The 16,041-nt window shown below is 62.7% G+C and carries 10 protein-coding genes and 1 pseudogene; 7 read left to right on the forward strand and 4 right to left on the reverse strand.

The window, feature by feature from the left end; all coding sequences use genetic code 11:
* Window positions 1-3,970 (forward strand): immunoglobulin-like domain-containing protein (locus F6S12_RS24370; protein ID WP_315869397.1); only part of this gene is annotated, 3,970 nt, incomplete at its 5' end.
* A 161-nt stretch (window positions 3,971-4,131) separates the two neighbouring features.
* Window positions 4,132-4,470, forward strand: coding sequence for a hypothetical protein (locus F6S12_RS24375; protein ID WP_011058513.1), 339 nt, complete (start codon window positions 4,132-4,134; stop codon window positions 4,468-4,470).
* A gap of 93 nt (window positions 4,471-4,563) precedes the next feature.
* Here the strand turns inward: F6S12_RS24375 and lapD are convergent, their stop codons facing one another.
* Together lapD and lapG are read right to left on the reverse strand one after the other, a co-directional pair.
* Complete coding sequence (lapD, locus tag F6S12_RS24380; RefSeq protein WP_053148362.1) at window positions 4,564-6,510, reverse strand: cyclic di-GMP receptor LapD; 1,947 nt, start codon at window positions 6,508-6,510, stop codon at window positions 4,564-4,566.
* 14 nt (window positions 6,511-6,524) lie between these two features.
* Window positions 6,525-7,217, reverse strand: a complete 693-nt coding sequence (gene lapG, locus F6S12_RS24385) for a cysteine protease LapG (protein WP_053148359.1) — start codon at window positions 7,215-7,217, stop codon at window positions 6,525-6,527.
* A gap of 290 nt (window positions 7,218-7,507) precedes the next feature.
* On the opposite strand from lapG, the gene F6S12_RS24390 reads away from it, so the two are divergent.
* Window positions 7,508-8,272: a thioesterase II family protein gene (locus tag F6S12_RS24390; RefSeq protein ID WP_011058510.1), complete on the forward strand. Its 765-nt coding sequence runs from the start codon at window positions 7,508-7,510 to the stop codon at window positions 8,270-8,272.
* Window positions 8,273-8,337: 65 nt separating this feature from the next.
* On the opposite strand, the gene F6S12_RS33925 is transcribed toward F6S12_RS24390, so the two are convergent.
* Window positions 8,338-9,123, reverse strand: coding sequence for a methyl-accepting chemotaxis protein (locus F6S12_RS33925; protein ID WP_370059459.1), 786 nt, complete (start codon window positions 9,121-9,123; stop codon window positions 8,338-8,340).
* A gap of 69 nt (window positions 9,124-9,192) precedes the next feature.
* Window positions 9,193-10,218: pseudogene (locus F6S12_RS33930) on the reverse strand (cache domain-containing protein); the annotation flags it as partial.
* 314 nt (window positions 10,219-10,532) lie between these two features.
* On the opposite strand from F6S12_RS33930, the gene F6S12_RS24400 reads away from it, so the two are divergent.
* The 4 genes from F6S12_RS24400 (at window position 10,533) to F6S12_RS24415 (ending at window position 15,888) form a co-directional block, all read left to right on the forward strand.
* The gene (locus tag F6S12_RS24400; protein WP_053148356.1) at window positions 10,533-11,033 is read left to right on the forward strand and encodes a sigma-70 family RNA polymerase sigma factor; all 501 of its coding nucleotides are present in this window, start codon (window positions 10,533-10,535) and stop codon (window positions 11,031-11,033) included.
* Between the two features lie 5 nt (window positions 11,034-11,038).
* On the forward strand, window positions 11,039-12,043 hold the full coding sequence (locus tag F6S12_RS24405) for a FecR domain-containing protein (protein ID WP_053148354.1): 1,005 nt from the start codon (window positions 11,039-11,041) through the stop codon (window positions 12,041-12,043).
* A 99-nt stretch (window positions 12,044-12,142) separates the two neighbouring features.
* Window positions 12,143-14,635 (forward strand): TonB-dependent siderophore receptor, encoded by a 2,493-nt coding sequence (locus F6S12_RS24410; RefSeq protein WP_053148351.1) that lies wholly within the window; start codon window positions 12,143-12,145, stop codon window positions 14,633-14,635.
* Between the two features lie 71 nt (window positions 14,636-14,706).
* Window positions 14,707-15,888, forward strand: a complete 1,182-nt coding sequence (locus F6S12_RS24415) for a PepSY-associated TM helix domain-containing protein (protein ID WP_152685855.1) — start codon at window positions 14,707-14,709, stop codon at window positions 15,886-15,888.
* The last annotated feature ends 153 nt before the right edge of the window (window positions 15,889-16,041 follow it).

Below are 16,041 nucleotides of genomic sequence, written 5' to 3' on the forward strand. Positions count from 1 at the left end.
TGGCCAGATCACCTACACCGCCACCCTGACCAACGCCGCCGGCACTCCGGTGACCGTGACCCTGTCCAACGGTTCGGTGATCCATATCGAGGCCGGAAAAACCACCGGGACGGTCACCGTTGCGGCGCCGGCAGACGACGTCTACATCGACGCAGGCAAGGTCAACGCCACCATCACCAACGCCACTGGCGGCAACTTCGAGAAGCTGGTCACGGACACCACGCCAGCGGTGACCAACGTCACCGATACACTGGACACCACTTCGGTGGGTATCAGCGGCAGCGCCTCGGTCACCGAAGGCCAGACCGCCAGCTACACCGTGAGCCTGACTCACCCGGCGCAGACCGAAGTCACCCTGAAGATCAGCTACAGCGGCACCGCCACCGACGGTTCGGACTTCAGCGGCGTGTACACCGTGAAGATCCCGGCCGGCGCCAGCAGCGCCACCTTCAACGTCGCCACCATTGACGACAAGATCACCGAAGGCACCGAGAACTTCACGGTCAAGATCGACTCGGCCACTGGCGGCAACTTCGAGAATCTGGTGGTGGGCAGCAACAACAGCGTCACTACCTCGATCATCGATAACGACGCTCCGCCGGTCATCGACCTGGATGCCAACAACTCCAGCGGTGCTACCGGGGCCGACTACAAGGTCACCTTCACCGAAGGCACCACAGGCCCTGGCGTGTCGATCGCCGACACCGACCTGAGCATCACCGACCCGGACAGCACCCTGCTCACCGGCGCCACCATCGTGCTGACCAACCGCCAGCCGGGGGACTCGCTGAACCTGGGCAACAGCGTCAACGGCATCACCATCAATGCCAACAGCAAGGACGGTTCGATCACCCTGACCCTGTCGGGCAGCGCGACGCTGGCCGACTACATGCAGCAGATCAAGAACATCACCTTCACCAACAACAGTGAAGACCCGAGCACCACGCCACGGACCATCACCGTGACCGTGACCGACGGCGGCAACTACTCCAACGTCGCCACTACCACGGTCAACGTGGTGGCGGTGAACGACGCCCCAACCGCCACTGGCGGCGCCGTGACCGGCAACGAAGACACCCCGCTGGCACTGACCTGGTCGAACTTCGGCGTCAGCGACGTCGACAGCCCGGCGTCCAGCCTCGGCGTGAAGATCACCCAGCTGCCCAGCGACGGCAAACTGCAATATCTGGACGGTTCGACCTGGAAGGATGTGGCCAACAACCAGACCTTCAGCAAGGCCGATATCGATGCCGGAAAACTGCGTTTCACACCGGACGCCAACGAATCCGGAACCAATGGCTACGGCGGTAACGGCGTGGGCAACCAGCAGGCCGATTACGCCCAGATCAAGTTCCAGCCAACCGACGGCCAGGCCCTGGGCAACACCGGCACGGTGACCGTCGACATCAACCCGGTAGCCGATGCGCCGACCCTGAGCGTGGCCGGCAACAGCGTGAATTCGGTGGGCCTGCTCAAGGAAGTCTGGACCAACCTCAGCGGCCTGGGCACCGACGGCAGCGGCGCTTCCGCCAGCACTCTGAAATCGGTGATCGACGCTGCCGGCACACCCAACAGCAGCAGCCTGGCGACCAACGTCCAGTCCGACGGCAACATCACGCCGGGCACCGCGTCGAAGACCTCAGGCCTGATCTACCTGGAAGCAGGCAAGGCCTATACCTTCTCCGGCACCGGCGACGACAGCCTGCTGGTGACCATCGGCGGCAAGAACGTGGCCAGCACCACCTGGGGCGCCGGCGGTAACCTCAACGGTACTTTCACCCCGACCACCAGCGGCTACTACACCATCGATATCTACCACCACAACCAGAGCGGCCCGGGCTCCTACGACGTCAACCTCTCGGTCAACGGCGGGGCTGCGGTGGACCTGAGCAACGCCGGCGTGCCGCTGTACACCGGGGTCACCGACCTGACCAACGCCGGAGTCTCGGTGTCCGACCTGCACGGCACCAACGGTGAAGGCTACTACGACGGCTACAAGCTCAACGAGGGCGGCGAAGGCGGCAGCGTGCATCTGTCGAAGATCACCACCGGCCTGACCGATACCGACGGCTCGGAAACCCTCAGCGTGAAGATCAGCGGCATTCCGGCAGGCTCGGTGCTCAGCGATGGCGCCGGGCACACCTTCACCGCCACCGCGACTTCCGGTGAAGCCAACGTCACCGGCTGGAACCTGGGCAACCTGACGGTCACGCCACCGCCGTACTACAACGGCACCTTCAACCTGAACGTGACCTCGACCTCCACCGAGTCCCTGGGCGGCTCTGCCAGCGCTTCGGCGCAGATCCCGGTCAAGGTCTACCCGGCGGTCTACAACTCGGTGGTCGCCACCTCCGGCGACGACACCGTTACCGGCACCGACGGCAACGACATCGTGGTTGCCGACATCGGCGGCCTGACCGTGGTCCCGGGCACCAACTACAACATCGCCTTCATGGTGGACAGCTCGGGCAGCATGAGCAGCGCCTCGATCACCGCGGCCAAGAACTCCCTGACCTCGGTGTTCAATACCCTGAAGAACAGCATCGGCGGCAGCAGCTCGGGGACGGTGAACATCTTCCTCGCCGACTTCGATACCCAGGTCAACAAGTCGGTGTCGGTTAACCTCAACGATCCGACCGCCCTGGCCCAGCTCAAGGCGGTGCTGGACTCGATGACGTCCGGCGGCGGTACCAACTACGAAGACGTGTTCAAGGCCACGGCCAACTTCTTCCAGAGCAGCCAGGCCACCGGCAACAGCAACGCCACCAACCTGACCTACTTCATCACCGACGGTAAGCCGACCTACTACCAGAGCGGCGAGCAGACCAACCCGACGCTGTACGGCAACGTGCGCCTCGACGATGTGGTGACCACCAGCAACTACAAGCTGGGGGATACCTTCAGCAGCTACATCGACAACACCCACTACCTCTCCGTGAACTCTAGCGGTTCGGTGGTCCTGCAGACCTACACCAATGGCTGGGGCTGGAGCAGCAAGACCCTGGGCACCCTGCACGCCCAGGGCGACGGTACCTACGAGCTGTCGAACCTGGCCGGCTCCGGCAGCAGCACCGACTACTACACCACCACCAACTCCAACAGCGGCTTTGCCCTGCTCAGCGGCCTGTCGAACGTCGAAGCCATCGGCATCAACAGTGGTGTCAGCCTCAACGACCTCAAGCCTTACGACAGCGACGGCAAGCCGCAGACCAACATCGACCCGAACGACCTGGCCAACTCGATCATCGGCCACACCGAAGCGACCATGCCGGGGGCCGACAAGGTCAGCGGCGGCGACGGCAACGACATCCTGTTCGGCGACCTGGTGAGCTTCAACGGCGTCGCAGGCGAGGGCTACCAGGCCATGCAGGCCTATGTGGCCAAGCAGACCGGGGTCGACGTGAGCAAGGTCACCACCAGCAACGTGCACCAGTACATCACCGAGCACTACACCGAGTTCGATGTGTCTGGCAGCCACGACGGCAACGACACTCTGCTGGGCGGTGCCGGCAATGACATTCTCTTCGGCCAGGGCGGCAACGACCTGCTGGACGGCGGCAAGGGCAATGACATCCTGCTGGGGGGAACCGGCAACGACACCCTGATCGGTGGCCAGGGCAACGATATCCTGATCGGCGGTTCGGGTGCCGACACCTTCGTCTGGAAGGCCGGCGACACCGGCAACGACGTGATCAAGGACTTCAAGGCCAGCGAAGGCGACCGCATCGACCTGCGTGACTTGCTGCAGGGCGAGAGCGCCAGCACCATCGACAACTTCCTCAAGATCACCACCGTGGACGGGGTCTCGACCCTGCAGGTCAGCTCCGAGGGCAAGCTCAACGCCGCCGGGGGCCTGGCCAACGCCGACGTGACGATCAAGCTGGAAGGCAACAACTGGTCCAACGCCAACATCAATTCGTTGATCGCCGGCAGCGACCCGACCATCAAGATCGATCACAACAACAGCTGACCGGTCCCTAGCGGCCACCCCCCAGGGTGGTCGCCGGGCCCCGGCAGGCAGCCCGCGGCGTGACGAGCGCCGCGGCGCACCGCATACTCGCGCTCTGAATGCTGCGTTGGCCTATGCTGCTGCCTGCCTGACGCCGGAAACACATGCCTGAGGGATTCGCCATGTTCTACGTGCAACGCGATGCACAGGGCCAGCTGATTCGCGTGGAAGCCGCCGCTTACGCCGAGGCCACCGAGACGCTGCCCGCCGACCACCACGAGATCCAGACCTGGTACGCCAACGAGGCGGTGGAAGTCAGTCTCAAGCAACTCAAGCAAAGCGACCTGGAAATGATCCGGGTGCTGGACGACCTGATCCAGCTCCTGACCCTCAAGGGCGTGATCCGCATCACCGACCTGCCGGCCGCGGCCCAGGCCAAGCTGATGGATCGCACCCAGGCCCGCGAGGCGCTGGGCGGTTTGAGCCGGTTGATCAATGACGATGAAACCGGATTGATCTGAACCCTTTTCGCCAGCCGACTCCTACTGTAGGAGCCGGCTTGCCGGCGAAAGCGGTTTAAAGGCCTGTAAGCAGGACCGCCGGCGAAAGCGGTTTCAACCCCAGGGAGCCGGCTCGCCGAACAGCTGGCCCTGCACCCCGTACAAGCCCATCTCGCGAATCACCTGCAGCTCGCCCTCGGTCTCGACCCGTTCGGCAATCAGCGGCAGGTCGATGCTATGGGCCGCGCGCTGGATGGCTTCGATAAACAGGCGCTTGTCGCTTTCCTGATCGATGTCGCGGATGTAGCTGCCATCGATCTTCAGGTACGCCAGCCCCAGGCGCGCCAGGTTGCCGATCATGCTGAAGCGCCCACCGAAGCGTTGCAGGCTGAGGGAGAAACCCAGCTCGCGCAGGCGCCGGGTCAGCTGTTCCAGCATGGCCTGCTCGGGTAATTGCTCTTCACCGATCTCCAGGGTCAGGCGCGGGCCCAGGTCGGAATGCTGGCGCAGGATCTCGAACACCCGATTCAGGGCGTGCGGGTCCGCCAGGGTCGCCGCCGACAGGTTCAGCGCCAGGCAGTCTTCGTGGCTCGCCATCTGTCTCAGCACCTGTTCGAGCATCAGCAGATCCAGGCGCGAGGTCCAGCCGAAACGCTCCAGCCACGGCAGGAAACGCCCGGCCGGAATGGTCTGGCCCTGTTCATCCAGCAGCCGCGACAGCACTTTGTAGTGCAGCACCAGGTGGGTGTCCCGAGCGGCCACCACCGGCTGGAAGTACAGCTGGAAGTGCTGCTCCGACAGCGCCCGGTCCAACAGCCGGTGCCAGGCATGGTGGTCATCCCCAACCTGGGCACTGGCGCCTTGATCGAGGCAGGCCCAGCTGGTGTCACCCTGGGCTTCGGCCTGGGCCAGGGCCTGGTCGCCGAGGCTCAGCACCGCTTGCGGCGAATCACCGTGAGCAAACGCCGCCAGGCCGATGGAGGCCACTGAGGCAACATCGGTGGCGCCGGTGGCGTGCAGGTTGCCCAGGGCACTGTCCAGGCTCTGGGCCAGCTGGATGGCTTCCTCACGCACCAGCCCCGGCGCCAGCACCGCGAACTCGCCACCACGGACCCGGGTGACCAGGTTGTGGGTTTCCGGGTACTTGTCGCACTCGCGCAGCAGTTGTTCACCCACCGCCTTGAGCAACTGGTCGGTACGCTGGCCGCCCAGGCGCTGGTTCAGCCCGGCCAGGTCCTTGACCCGCAACAGCAACAGGTAGCCGGAACTGGCCTGCTCGGGGTTGCTTACGCGGGCGTGCAGCTGCATTTCGAAATAACGCCGGTTGGCCAGCCCGGTCAGGCTGTCCTGATAGGACTCGGTGCGCAGTTTCTCGCTGCGCTCGGCCTGCTCCTGGAACAGCGCCTTGAGCTTCTCGACCATCTGGTTCATGGCCTGCACCACCCGCCGCAGCTCCGGAGTCCGGGGCAATTGCGGCAGGCTGAGGAATTCACGACGGGCAATGGCGTGGGACTGCTGGACCATGTAGTCCAACGGCTTGAGCTGGCGCCGCAGCAGCAGGGCGCCGAGCACCGCGCTCACCGCACCGCAGGTCAACAGCCAGCCCAGGCTGCCCAGGGCGCTTTGCCAGAGCTTGGCCACGGCGAACATCGGGTGGCTGAGCACCTCGACCCGTGCCGCCTGTTCCCAGCCGCGGCTGACGATGGCATCGCCACCCGCCGGTTCCAGGCCGATCAGGCTGACAAACCAATGGGGCACGTTGCCGACTTCCGGGATGCCGCTGCGCTCGACAAGGGTCTTGTCGGTGGCCAGGTCCACCACCCGGATACTGGCGTAGTAGCCACTGTCGAAGATCGAGCTGACCATCAGCTCGACCATCGCCGGGTCGTCGATGTTCGGCGTCAGCGACAGTGCCAGGGCAGTGGCGGCATCCTGGGCATGGGAGCGCAGCTGATTGACATACTGGGTGCGCGAGCTTTCCAGGCTGACCATGAAGCTGCCGCTGAAGGCGACCACCAGGAACACACAGATTGCGATCAACAGTTGTTTGAACAAAGACATCTGAGCTCGTGCTCCTAGTTAGTCGTCTCGACCGGAAAACCTTCGGCCTGCATTTTTTTCAACACGTCCTGCCAACGGGACAGGCGCTTGGTGTCGCCCACCCGCTTGTTGCCTTTGGCCCCCGGTAGCCACAGACCCTCGGCATTGAAGGAGTACACCGGCAACAGGTCGGTACGCTCGCTGGCCGGGCGGATCGAGTCTTCCAGGCTGTCGAGCACCAGAGGCATGGCCTCCGGGCTGGAATAGTAGGTCAAGACCATGTGCGCACGGTTCTGGCGCAGGGCCTTGACGTAGGTGATGCGCAGTTTGTCACTGGAAACCCCGAGGTGGCGCAGGCTGAAATACTTGGCGATCGCGTAGTCCTCGCAATCGCCGGCGCCCTTCCACAATGCCTCGATCGGCGTTTCCCAATAATCCACCTGGTGCCACAGATCGATGTCTTCCACGTAGCGCATGTTCTTGTTGAAGAACAGGTTGACCACCTTCAACTGTTCGCGCTCGGGCACCTGCTTTTGCGTGGCCAGCAGGTGCTGCCAGGCATCGATGCGCGGCTGCCCTTCGCCCAGCGGACCGTAGAGCGCCGTGGCACGGCGGCTGATCAGGGAGAAATCCCAGTCGGCGTGCAGGCTGCCCAGCAGTGCGCCGGCCAGCAGCAATGCCGCGCAGAACCAGCGCAGGGTCCGAGGAAGAGCTAAACGTGCCGCCAATGCAATGCGTCCATGGGAGCTGTCGTAAATCGGCTGATGGTGAAGGCTGGCCCGGCAAAAAACAATGGCACCTTACAATCACCAGCCGCCGGAAAAGAGCCGGCGCGAAACATTCAGAGCATAGCCGCAAGCCGCGTTCCGGCGACCGACAGCAACCGCCCGCCCGGCCCGGCACACACGTGCCTTCACGGACGACAGGCACTATGTTAGAAACCATCCGCAGACTGCGACGCCCTCTTCAGGCTGCCTCTGGCCGGCGCAGTGCCGGCCCACTTGCTTAAGGAAAAGCTGTGTACACCGACACCCGACAATGGACGCTGGTGATCAAACCCGGGCAAGCCACCCGGATCCGCCTGATCTGCTTTCCCCAGGCCGGGGCGGCAGCCGAGCAAATGCGGGTCTGGTCCAGTGGCCTGGCCGATCATATCGAGCTAGTGGTGCTCAACCTGCCGGGGCACGGTCCGCGCCGTGACGAAGCGCCCTGCGACAACTGGCCCAGCCTGCTGGAAAACACCTTCACCGCCCTCGACCCCTGGCTCGGCGAGCCCCATGCGCTGTTCGGCCACGGCCTGGGCGCGCTGCTGGCCTACGAGACCAGCAAGCATGCCCAGGAACGCTTTCCCCAGCAGACCCGCCACCTGTTCGTCTCCGGCTGTCGCAGCCCGGATAGCCTGCCGCGCCGGCCCTTGCTCCACTCCCTGCCCATCGCCGCGTTTCGCGAGGCGATCCTGACCCTCGGCGCCAGCCCCCTGGAGATGCCCCGCGGGCAGAACGACCTGCAATCCTACGAACGCCTGCTGCGCAACGGCCTGAAGCTTTTCGAAACCTGGTACGACACCTCCAGCGGTTGCCTGGATGTGCCGTTGACGGCCTTCTACGGCAGCGAGGACCCGCTGGCCACGGCCAACCTCATGCTCAACTGGCGCGAGTTCACCGGCCGCGAGTTCGAGCTGATCGAAGTGGCCGGCAATCACTTCTTCATCAAGTCCCAGCGCCAGCGCCTGTTGCAGGTGATCAATACTCACCTGGGGCTGCTGGGCGACCACCCGGCCTGATCGGTGCCCATGAAAAAGCCCGCCCTGCCGTGAGGCGGGAGCGGGCTTGAAAGTGACGCGAAACCTCAGATCTTGAAGCTGTCCACCAGCTGCTTCAGGCGGCTGGCCTGCTGCGACAGGGCATCGCAATCCTTCAGGGTTTCGTTGAGGTTGGCCACGCCCTGCTGGTTCAGCAGGTTGATCTGGTTGATGTCGACATTGAGGGTCTCCACCACGGCCGTCTGCTCTTCGGTCGCCGCCGCCACCGACTGGTTCATGCCATCGATCTCGCCGATCCGCTGAGTCACGCTGACCAGCCGCGCACCGGCCTGGTTGGCCACTTCGACGCTCTCTTCGCTGGACGCCTGGCTGGCGTTCATGGTCGACACCGCTTCACGGGAGCCGACCTGCAAGGAGGTGATCATCTTGTGGATCTCTTCCGCCGACTCCTGGGTACGATGAGCCAGGTTGCGCACCTCGTCGGCCACCACGGCGAAGCCACGACCGGCTTCGCCGGCACGGGCCGCTTCGATGGCCGCGTTGAGGGCCAGCAAGTTGGTCTGCTGGGAGATGCCCTTGATCACGTCGAGAATGTGCCCGATGTTGTCGGTGCTGGCGTTCAGGGTCTCGATCTGAGTGCAGGACAGGCTGATCTTCTGCGACAGCTCGGTCATGGCCTGGATGGTCTGTTCCACCACTTGGCGACCGTCGTCGGCCTGTTCGCTGGCGCCACTGGCGTGCTGCGAGGCATCGGCGGCGTTACGGGCGATTTCCTGGGTTGCGGCCCCCAGTTCGTTGATCGCGGCGGCCACGCTGTTGGTGCGGGCGCTCTGCTCGTCGGAACCGATGATCGAAGCGTTGGAGGAAGCCATCACGCGCTGGGACAGGTCGTGTACCTGGCGGGTGGCCGAGGACACTTCGGAAATCGAGGCATGGATCCGCTCGACGAACTGGTTGAACGAGCTGCCCAGTTCGCCGAATTCGTCCTTGCTCTCCACCACCAGGCGCCGGGTCAGGTCGCCCTCGCCCTGGGCGATGTCCTGCATCGCACGGCCCATGGTGATCAGTGGGCGCATCAACACCTGGATCAGCAGGGTCAGCAGTACGGCGATCACCGCCACGGCGATAAACATCGCGATCAAGGCGGAAGTACGGAATTGGCTCAGCGGTGCGTAGGCCTTGTCCTTGTCGATGGACAGACCGATGTACCACTCGGCATTCGGCAAGCCGGTCACCGGGGTGAAGGAGAGGATGCGCTCCTGTTTGTTCAGGACCACTTCCTGGTTGCCGTTTTCGATCCGTACGTTGGCGCCGGGGTAGATGTCCTTGAGGTTCTTCATCACCTGGTCCTTGTCCGGGCTGACGATCACCTGACCGTCGGCACTGACCAGGAAGGCGTGGCCCAGGCCACCGAAATCCACCGAGTTGATGATCTTCACCAGGGTTTCCAGGCTCAGGTCGCCACCAACCACGCCCAGCAGTTCACCCTGCTTTTTCACCGGCATGGCGATGGTCACCACCAGGCCACCGACAGCCGCCATGTAGGGCGGGGTCAGCATGGTCTTGTCGGCGGCGACGGCCTGCTTGTACCAGGGGCGCTGACGCGGGTCGTAGCCGTCGGGCATCTTCGCGTCAGGGCGCTGGGTGAAGGTGCCGTTGGCCTGGCCGACGTAGGTGAACTGGAAGTTCGAGGTAAAGGCCGGTTGGTCCACCAGCCCTGGGAAATCTGCGTTCTGACCTTGGTGAGCAACGTTCTGCGCGAGGTTCTCGAGCACCAGGATCCGCCCGCTCATCCAGTTCTGCACACTGCTGGAGGTGAGCTCACCGGCCTGCTGGATAGAGGATTCGAGGTTCTGTCGGATGGTGTTTCGCTGCAGGTAGTCGTTGTACAAGGTGAACAACGCAAAAGCCAGAACCACTACGCCGGAGGCGGCCAAAAGGATTTTATGGCTGAACTTGAGATTCATTTCATGGGACTTCTTATGCCGAAAGTGGGGATGCGTCCGTAATGCAACATTCCATGTAACAGCGCAGGCGATGTTCTCTGACCGCTCTACTTTGGTGCACGCATGTCTTATCAGTCTTTCGGCAAGAATCTGCGAACCCTTAGAGATTTTTCTGAATTACTCGCCTGAATTTGCCTAATCCCGCCGAACGGTGTTCCAGAGCATCCGTGGCACATTTTCAGATGACCGACAGTGCGCTGCTTATTGCCAAATCGATAAAGCCTCAATGACAATGCGACTAATTATCATTAGTGACACTCAGGCAGTCCGCGTCCATGTCATCACCCGAGTTCGCCGTACAGACGCTCTACAGCCATCACCATGGCTGGCTCAACAGCTGGCTGCGCCAGCGCCTGGGCAATGCCGCGGATGCTGCCGACCTGGCTCAGGACACCTTCGTACGCCTGCTGCAGAAAACTGAACGTCTGGAACTCAAGGCCCCCCGGGCTTTTTTACGCACCATCGCCCGGGGGCTGGTAATCGATCACTGGCGCCGCGAGGAAATCGAACGTGCCTATCTGGAAACCATCGCCCACTTGCCCGAAGCCCAAACACCCGGCGCTGAAGCTCGGGCGTTGATTCTGGAGCTGCTGGAAAGCATTGCGCGGATGCTTGAAGGGCTGAAGCCGAAAGTACGTCAGGCTTTTCTCCTGGCTCAGTGCGAGGAACTTACCCACAAGCAGATTGCTCAGCAGATGGGCCTATCCCTGCGTACCGTCGAGCGTTATGTCGCCCAGGCGCTCTACCATTGCTACCTGCTGCGCTACGAGAGCTGAAGCCTGTGGATAACTTCCCCGTCAGCCTGCCGCTCAAGCCCAATCCCGATCACCTGGTGGTCAAGCAAGCAATCAACTGGTTGCTGCGCCTGCGCAACAACGGTGCCAACCCCAAGCTGCAGCAACAGTGCGATCTGTGGCGGGCGGCGCACCAGGAGCACGAACTGGCCTGGCAGCGGGTGCAATCGTTGCAGCAGGAACTCACGGCCAACCTGCGTTCGGTGCCGGGGGCTCAGGTGGCCTTGCATACCCTGGAACACAGCAGTCAGCGCCTGGGCCGGCGCCAGGCCCTGAAACTGCTCAGTGGCGCCCTGCTCCTGGGCTCCAGTGCCTGGGTCGGCAAGGATCTGCTGGGCTGGCAACAATGGAACGCAGACTTTGCCACCGCCGTCGGCGAGCAGCGGGGCTTCCAGTTGCCCGATGGCACCCGCCTGGAACTCAATACCGACAGCGCGGCGGACCTCAACTTCAATGCCGAGCAGCGCCTGATCAAACTGCGCCGGGGCGAGATCATGGTGTCCTGTGGCGCCGATCACGGCCCTGCCCGCCCGCTGCTGGTGGAGAGCCGCCACGCCCTGCTGGAAGGCTTCGACGCCCGCTTCGTGGTGCGCGTGGAGGATCGCTGCACGCGCCTGAGCGTGACCCACGGCAGCGTGGCCATTCATGCGCCGCACACCGCCGACGGCCGTAGCGCCCGGGTGGAAGCAGGTCAGAGCTATCAGATCAGCCATGGCCTGGCCGAACCTGCGGCCCCCCTGGCGATGGACGTCGGCGCCTGGGCCGATGGCCTGATCGTTACGCGCAACATGCGCCTGGACGACTTCCTCCAGGAGGTCGGCCGCTATCGCCATGGCTATCTGGGCTGCTCGGCAGCGGTTGGCAATCTGCGCCTTTCAGGTGTATTCCGCCTGGAAGACACCGACAAGTTGCTGGCCATCCTGCCCCAGACCCTGCCAGTGCAGTTGCGCTACCGCACCCGTTGGTGGGTGACCTTGGGGCCCGTGGCTTGAAATTCACTGGGGTGATTTTTTTTGGCGGGTTTTGCCAGGACGTCCGGCTTAGTCAGTAAGCACTTCAATCTGCTTCCTGCGACTTCAACGGAACCTACCATGACTCTGCGCGACACCCGCCCAAGCTCTCCCTGCGCCCGCCCCTTGCGCCAAGCCATCCGCGCCGCCCTGCTGTGCTCCAGCATCGGCCTCGGCACAGTGGCGCCCCAGGTGCTGGCCGCCGCTAGCGCTGTTGATGCCCCGCGTCACAGCTACAGCGTGGCCCCGGGCAACCTCGGCGATGCCCTCAACCAGTTCGCCCGGCAGGCCGGGATCACCCTGTCCACCACCCCGGCCCTGACCCAGGGCAGGCAGTCCCCCGGGCTCCAGGGCGACTACTCCATTCCCCAAGGCCTGAACCAGCTGCTGCGGGGTTCGGGACTGGAGGCGGTCAGCCAGGACGGCGGCAACTACGTACTGCGGCCCCTGCCCCAGGGCAGCGCCCTGACCCTGCCCGCCACTGAGGTCAAGGGCTTCGCCCTGGGCAACGCATTGGGCAGCATGGAGGGCTACAACGCGACGCACAGTCAGATCGCCACCAAGACCAGTACCGCGTTGCTGGAGACCTCGCAAAGCGTCTCGGTGGTCACCCGTGAACAGATCGACGACCAGGGCGCGCAAACCGTCGCCCAGACCATGCGCTACACCCCCGGCGTGCTGACCAATCCCTATGGCGCCACCCATCGCTACGACTATGTAGCGATGCGCGGCTTCAACGATGGTTCGGTGGACAACATCTACCTCGATGGCCTCAAGTCCATGGGTGACAGCGGCACCTACAGCAGCATGCAGGTCGACCCCTACTTCCTCGAACGGGTGGATATTCTCAAGGGCCCCTCATCGGTGCTTTACGGCCGCAGCTCCCCAGGCGGCCTGGTGGCCCTGACCAGCAAAAAGCCTCTCTACGAGCCCTATCACCAGATTCAGGCAACCGTGGGCACCCAGGGCAAACAAGGCCTGGGGTTCGACTTCAGCGGCCCGCTCGATGACGACAAGCACATTGCCTATCGGTTGATCGGCCTGACGGACAAGTCCGACACTCAATTCGACCACGCGAAGGAAAAACGCTTCGCCCTGTCGCCGACCCTGAGTATCGACTTCAGTGAAGACACCTCCCTGACGCTCCAGGCCTATTTGCAGAATGACCCCGATGGCGGCTACCACGGCGGCATGCCGGCCAACGGCACCCTGAACCAGCGCAATGGCCAGCGCATTTCCGAGCATTTCTTCGAGGGCGAGCCGGGCGTGGATGGCTACAAGCGCGATCAACAGTCCTTCGGCTATCAGTTCGAGCATCGTTTCAACGACACCTTCACCGCCCGCCAGAACTTCCGCTACCTGGACTCCAAGGTGAAGCTCGACCAGGTCTATGCCTATGGCTGGACCAATGCCACCAGCAATGACCTGAACCGCTATTACTCGGGTGGAGATGAGAAGCTCCACTCCTTCATCGTCGATAACATGCTGCAGGCCGAATTCCTCACTGGCGAGGTCAAGCACACCTTACTGCTGGGAGCCGACTATCAACGGCGCAAGACCGTGGTCGACTGGGACCAGGGAACGCTGCAACCGATCAATGCGTTCAACCCGGTCTATGGCAACTCGACGATCAACTACTACAGCCACACCAGCTATTTGCGGCGCCTGGAACAGACCGGCGTGTACTTGCAGGACCTGATCGAGCTGGACAAATGGCGCTTCTCCCTGGGGCTGCGCCAGGACTGGGTGGAAACCTCGGATGAAAACCGCCTGGCTGAAGCCCAGCGCCCACTGGGCACCGAAATCAGCGACAAACGCACCAAGCTCACTGGGCGTGCGGGCGCGCTCTATCTGTTCGATAACGGTCTGGCGCCTTACGTCAGCTATTCCGAGTCATTCAACCCCAACTCCTACGCAGACAGCGCAGGCAATCCGCTGCCACCTACCGACGGCACTCAATGGGAAGTCGGGCTGAAATATCAGCCACCAGGTACGGACAACTTGTTCACTGCCTCGTTGTTCCGCATCGACCAGGAGAACCTGGCGTCGAAGCTGCCCCAGGAAAACTTCTATCGTGCGGTGGGTGCTGTTCGCTCCCAGGGGCTGGAGCTGGAAGCCCACATGCAACTGACCGACAACCTGAAACTGCTGGGCAGCTATACCTTCACCGACATCCAGTATTCAAAGTCGATGACCAGCACCCTGAGCAGCGCCACCAACCTCATCGAGAACAAGGGCAACTCGCCTACTCAGGCACCGCGGCAGATGGCGTCGCTGTGGGCCGACTACAAGTTCGACAGCGCGGCGCTGGATGGCCTGCGCCTGGGCGGCGGTGTGCGCTATGTGGGCTACAGCTGGGCCGATGCCGAGAACACCATGAAGGTACCGGCCTACACGCTCTTCGATGCCTCCATCGGCTATGACCTGGGCAAGCTGGGCCTCAAGGGAGTGGATGTACGGCTCAATGCCAACAACCTGACCAATGAGTCCTACGTCGCCTCCTGTGCAAGCTTGAGCTACTGCTACCTGGGCGAAGAGCGCAATGTCGCCGCCACGGTGAGCTACCAGTTCTGATCTAGGTTGACGCCAACAAAGCCAGCGCCTGTCAGAAGCCGCTGGCTTTGTCGTCTCTACGGGAAAATGTCATGCGCGCCATTCTGGTTCTATTGCACCGCTACATGGGCCTGGCCACCGCAGTGTTCCTGCTGCTGGCCGGGCTGACCGGGAGTGTCCTGGCCTTTCATCACGAGCTGGATGAGTGGCTCAACCCCGAGTTCTATCACACGCCTGGCAAGGGGCCGGTGCTGGCCCCCGGCGCACTGGTGGATAGCGTTCAGGCCGAGCACCCGAGGCTGCAGGTCTGGTACATGGAATATCCACAAGAAGCCGGGCATGCCGCGCTGCTGGCAGCGGTGCCACGCACCGACCCGGCCACCGGCCAACCGTATACCGAGCGCAATCAAGTATTTTACTTGGACCCGGTTACGGCCCATCAGCAGGGGCAGCGCTTTTGGGGCGCCTGCTGCTTCCAGCGGCAGAACCTGGTGCCTTTTCTGCTGGAGTTCCACTACAACCTGAGCCTGCCCGGCAATTGGGGGCTGTGGTTGATGGGGCTGGTGGCCATTGCCTGGGTCATCGACTGTTTTGTTGCCTTGCTGCTGACCCTGCCTCGTGGACGGCCGTTCTGGCACAAGTGGGCCACGGCCTGGAAGATCAAGGGCGGCCATGCCTATCGGCTCAACTTCGACCTGCATCGCGCCGCAGGCTTGTGGTTATGGCTGCTCCTGCTGCCGATCGCCATCAGTAGCGTGGCCATGAACCTGCCGAGCCAGGTGTTCAAACCCGTGGTGTCATTGCTCTCGTCCATCGAACCCAGCGTCTATGAAGCTCGGGGACGAGTACCGGCGGCAGAGCTGGGGATAACCCGGCTGACTTATCAACAGGCCTATGAACGGGCTCTGGAAGAGGGGCAGCGGCTGGGCTTGAAGGAGACGATTGGTGAGTTGTATTACAGCTTTGAATACAACTTCTATGGAGCAGGTTTTGGTCGGCATGACAGCCAGGCCCATGGTAAGTCCTGGCTGTTCTTCCACGGTACGGATGGGCGCTTGCTGGGGCAGGAGATAGCGGGGCAAGGCACCCTCGGAGAGCGCTTCTACCGACTGCAACTCCCCATACATGGAGGCAGGATCATCGGTACCACGGGGCAGGTGATCATTGCTCTATTGGGCGTTCTGATTGCCGTGCTGGCACTGACCGGCATCTATATCTGGTGGCGTAAGTTAATCGCCCGTAGAAGCAGCAAGATGCGTAAGAACAGGGCGTAAGAGGCAAGCAAGTGTGATCTTGATGGCTGCTTACTCGATGCTGATAAAGCCCTGAATCCACCCTGTAATCTGCTTCTGCTACACAGCCCAGGCTTTATAGCGCATAAAAACAAAACCCCTGTCTGCGTGAACAGACAGGGGTTTTGGAATTTG

The sequence above is a fragment of the Pseudomonas sp. JV245A genome (assembly GCF_032424515.1).
Lineage (GTDB): Bacteria > Pseudomonadota > Gammaproteobacteria > Pseudomonadales > Pseudomonadaceae > Aquipseudomonas > Aquipseudomonas protegens.

Excerpts from the sequence above, each read along its gene's own strand:
- F6S12_RS24410 (WP_053148351.1), top strand. The coding sequence starts at position 12,143 with ATGACTCTGCGCGACACCCGCCCAAGCTCTCCCTGCGCCCGCCCCTTG.
- F6S12_RS33925 (WP_370059459.1), bottom strand. The coding sequence starts at position 9,123 with ATGGCTTCCTCCAACGCTTCGATCATCGGTTCCGACGAGCAGAGCGCC.
- F6S12_RS24415 (WP_152685855.1), top strand. The coding sequence starts at position 14,707 with ATGCGCGCCATTCTGGTTCTATTGCACCGCTACATGGGCCTGGCCACC.
- F6S12_RS24375 (WP_011058513.1), top strand. The coding sequence starts at position 4,132 with ATGTTCTACGTGCAACGCGATGCACAGGGCCAGCTGATTCGCGTGGAA.
- lapD (WP_053148362.1), bottom strand. The coding sequence starts at position 6,510 with ATGTCTTTGTTCAAACAACTGTTGATCGCAATCTGTGTGTTCCTGGTG.
- F6S12_RS24400 (WP_053148356.1), top strand. The coding sequence starts at position 10,533 with ATGTCATCACCCGAGTTCGCCGTACAGACGCTCTACAGCCATCACCAT.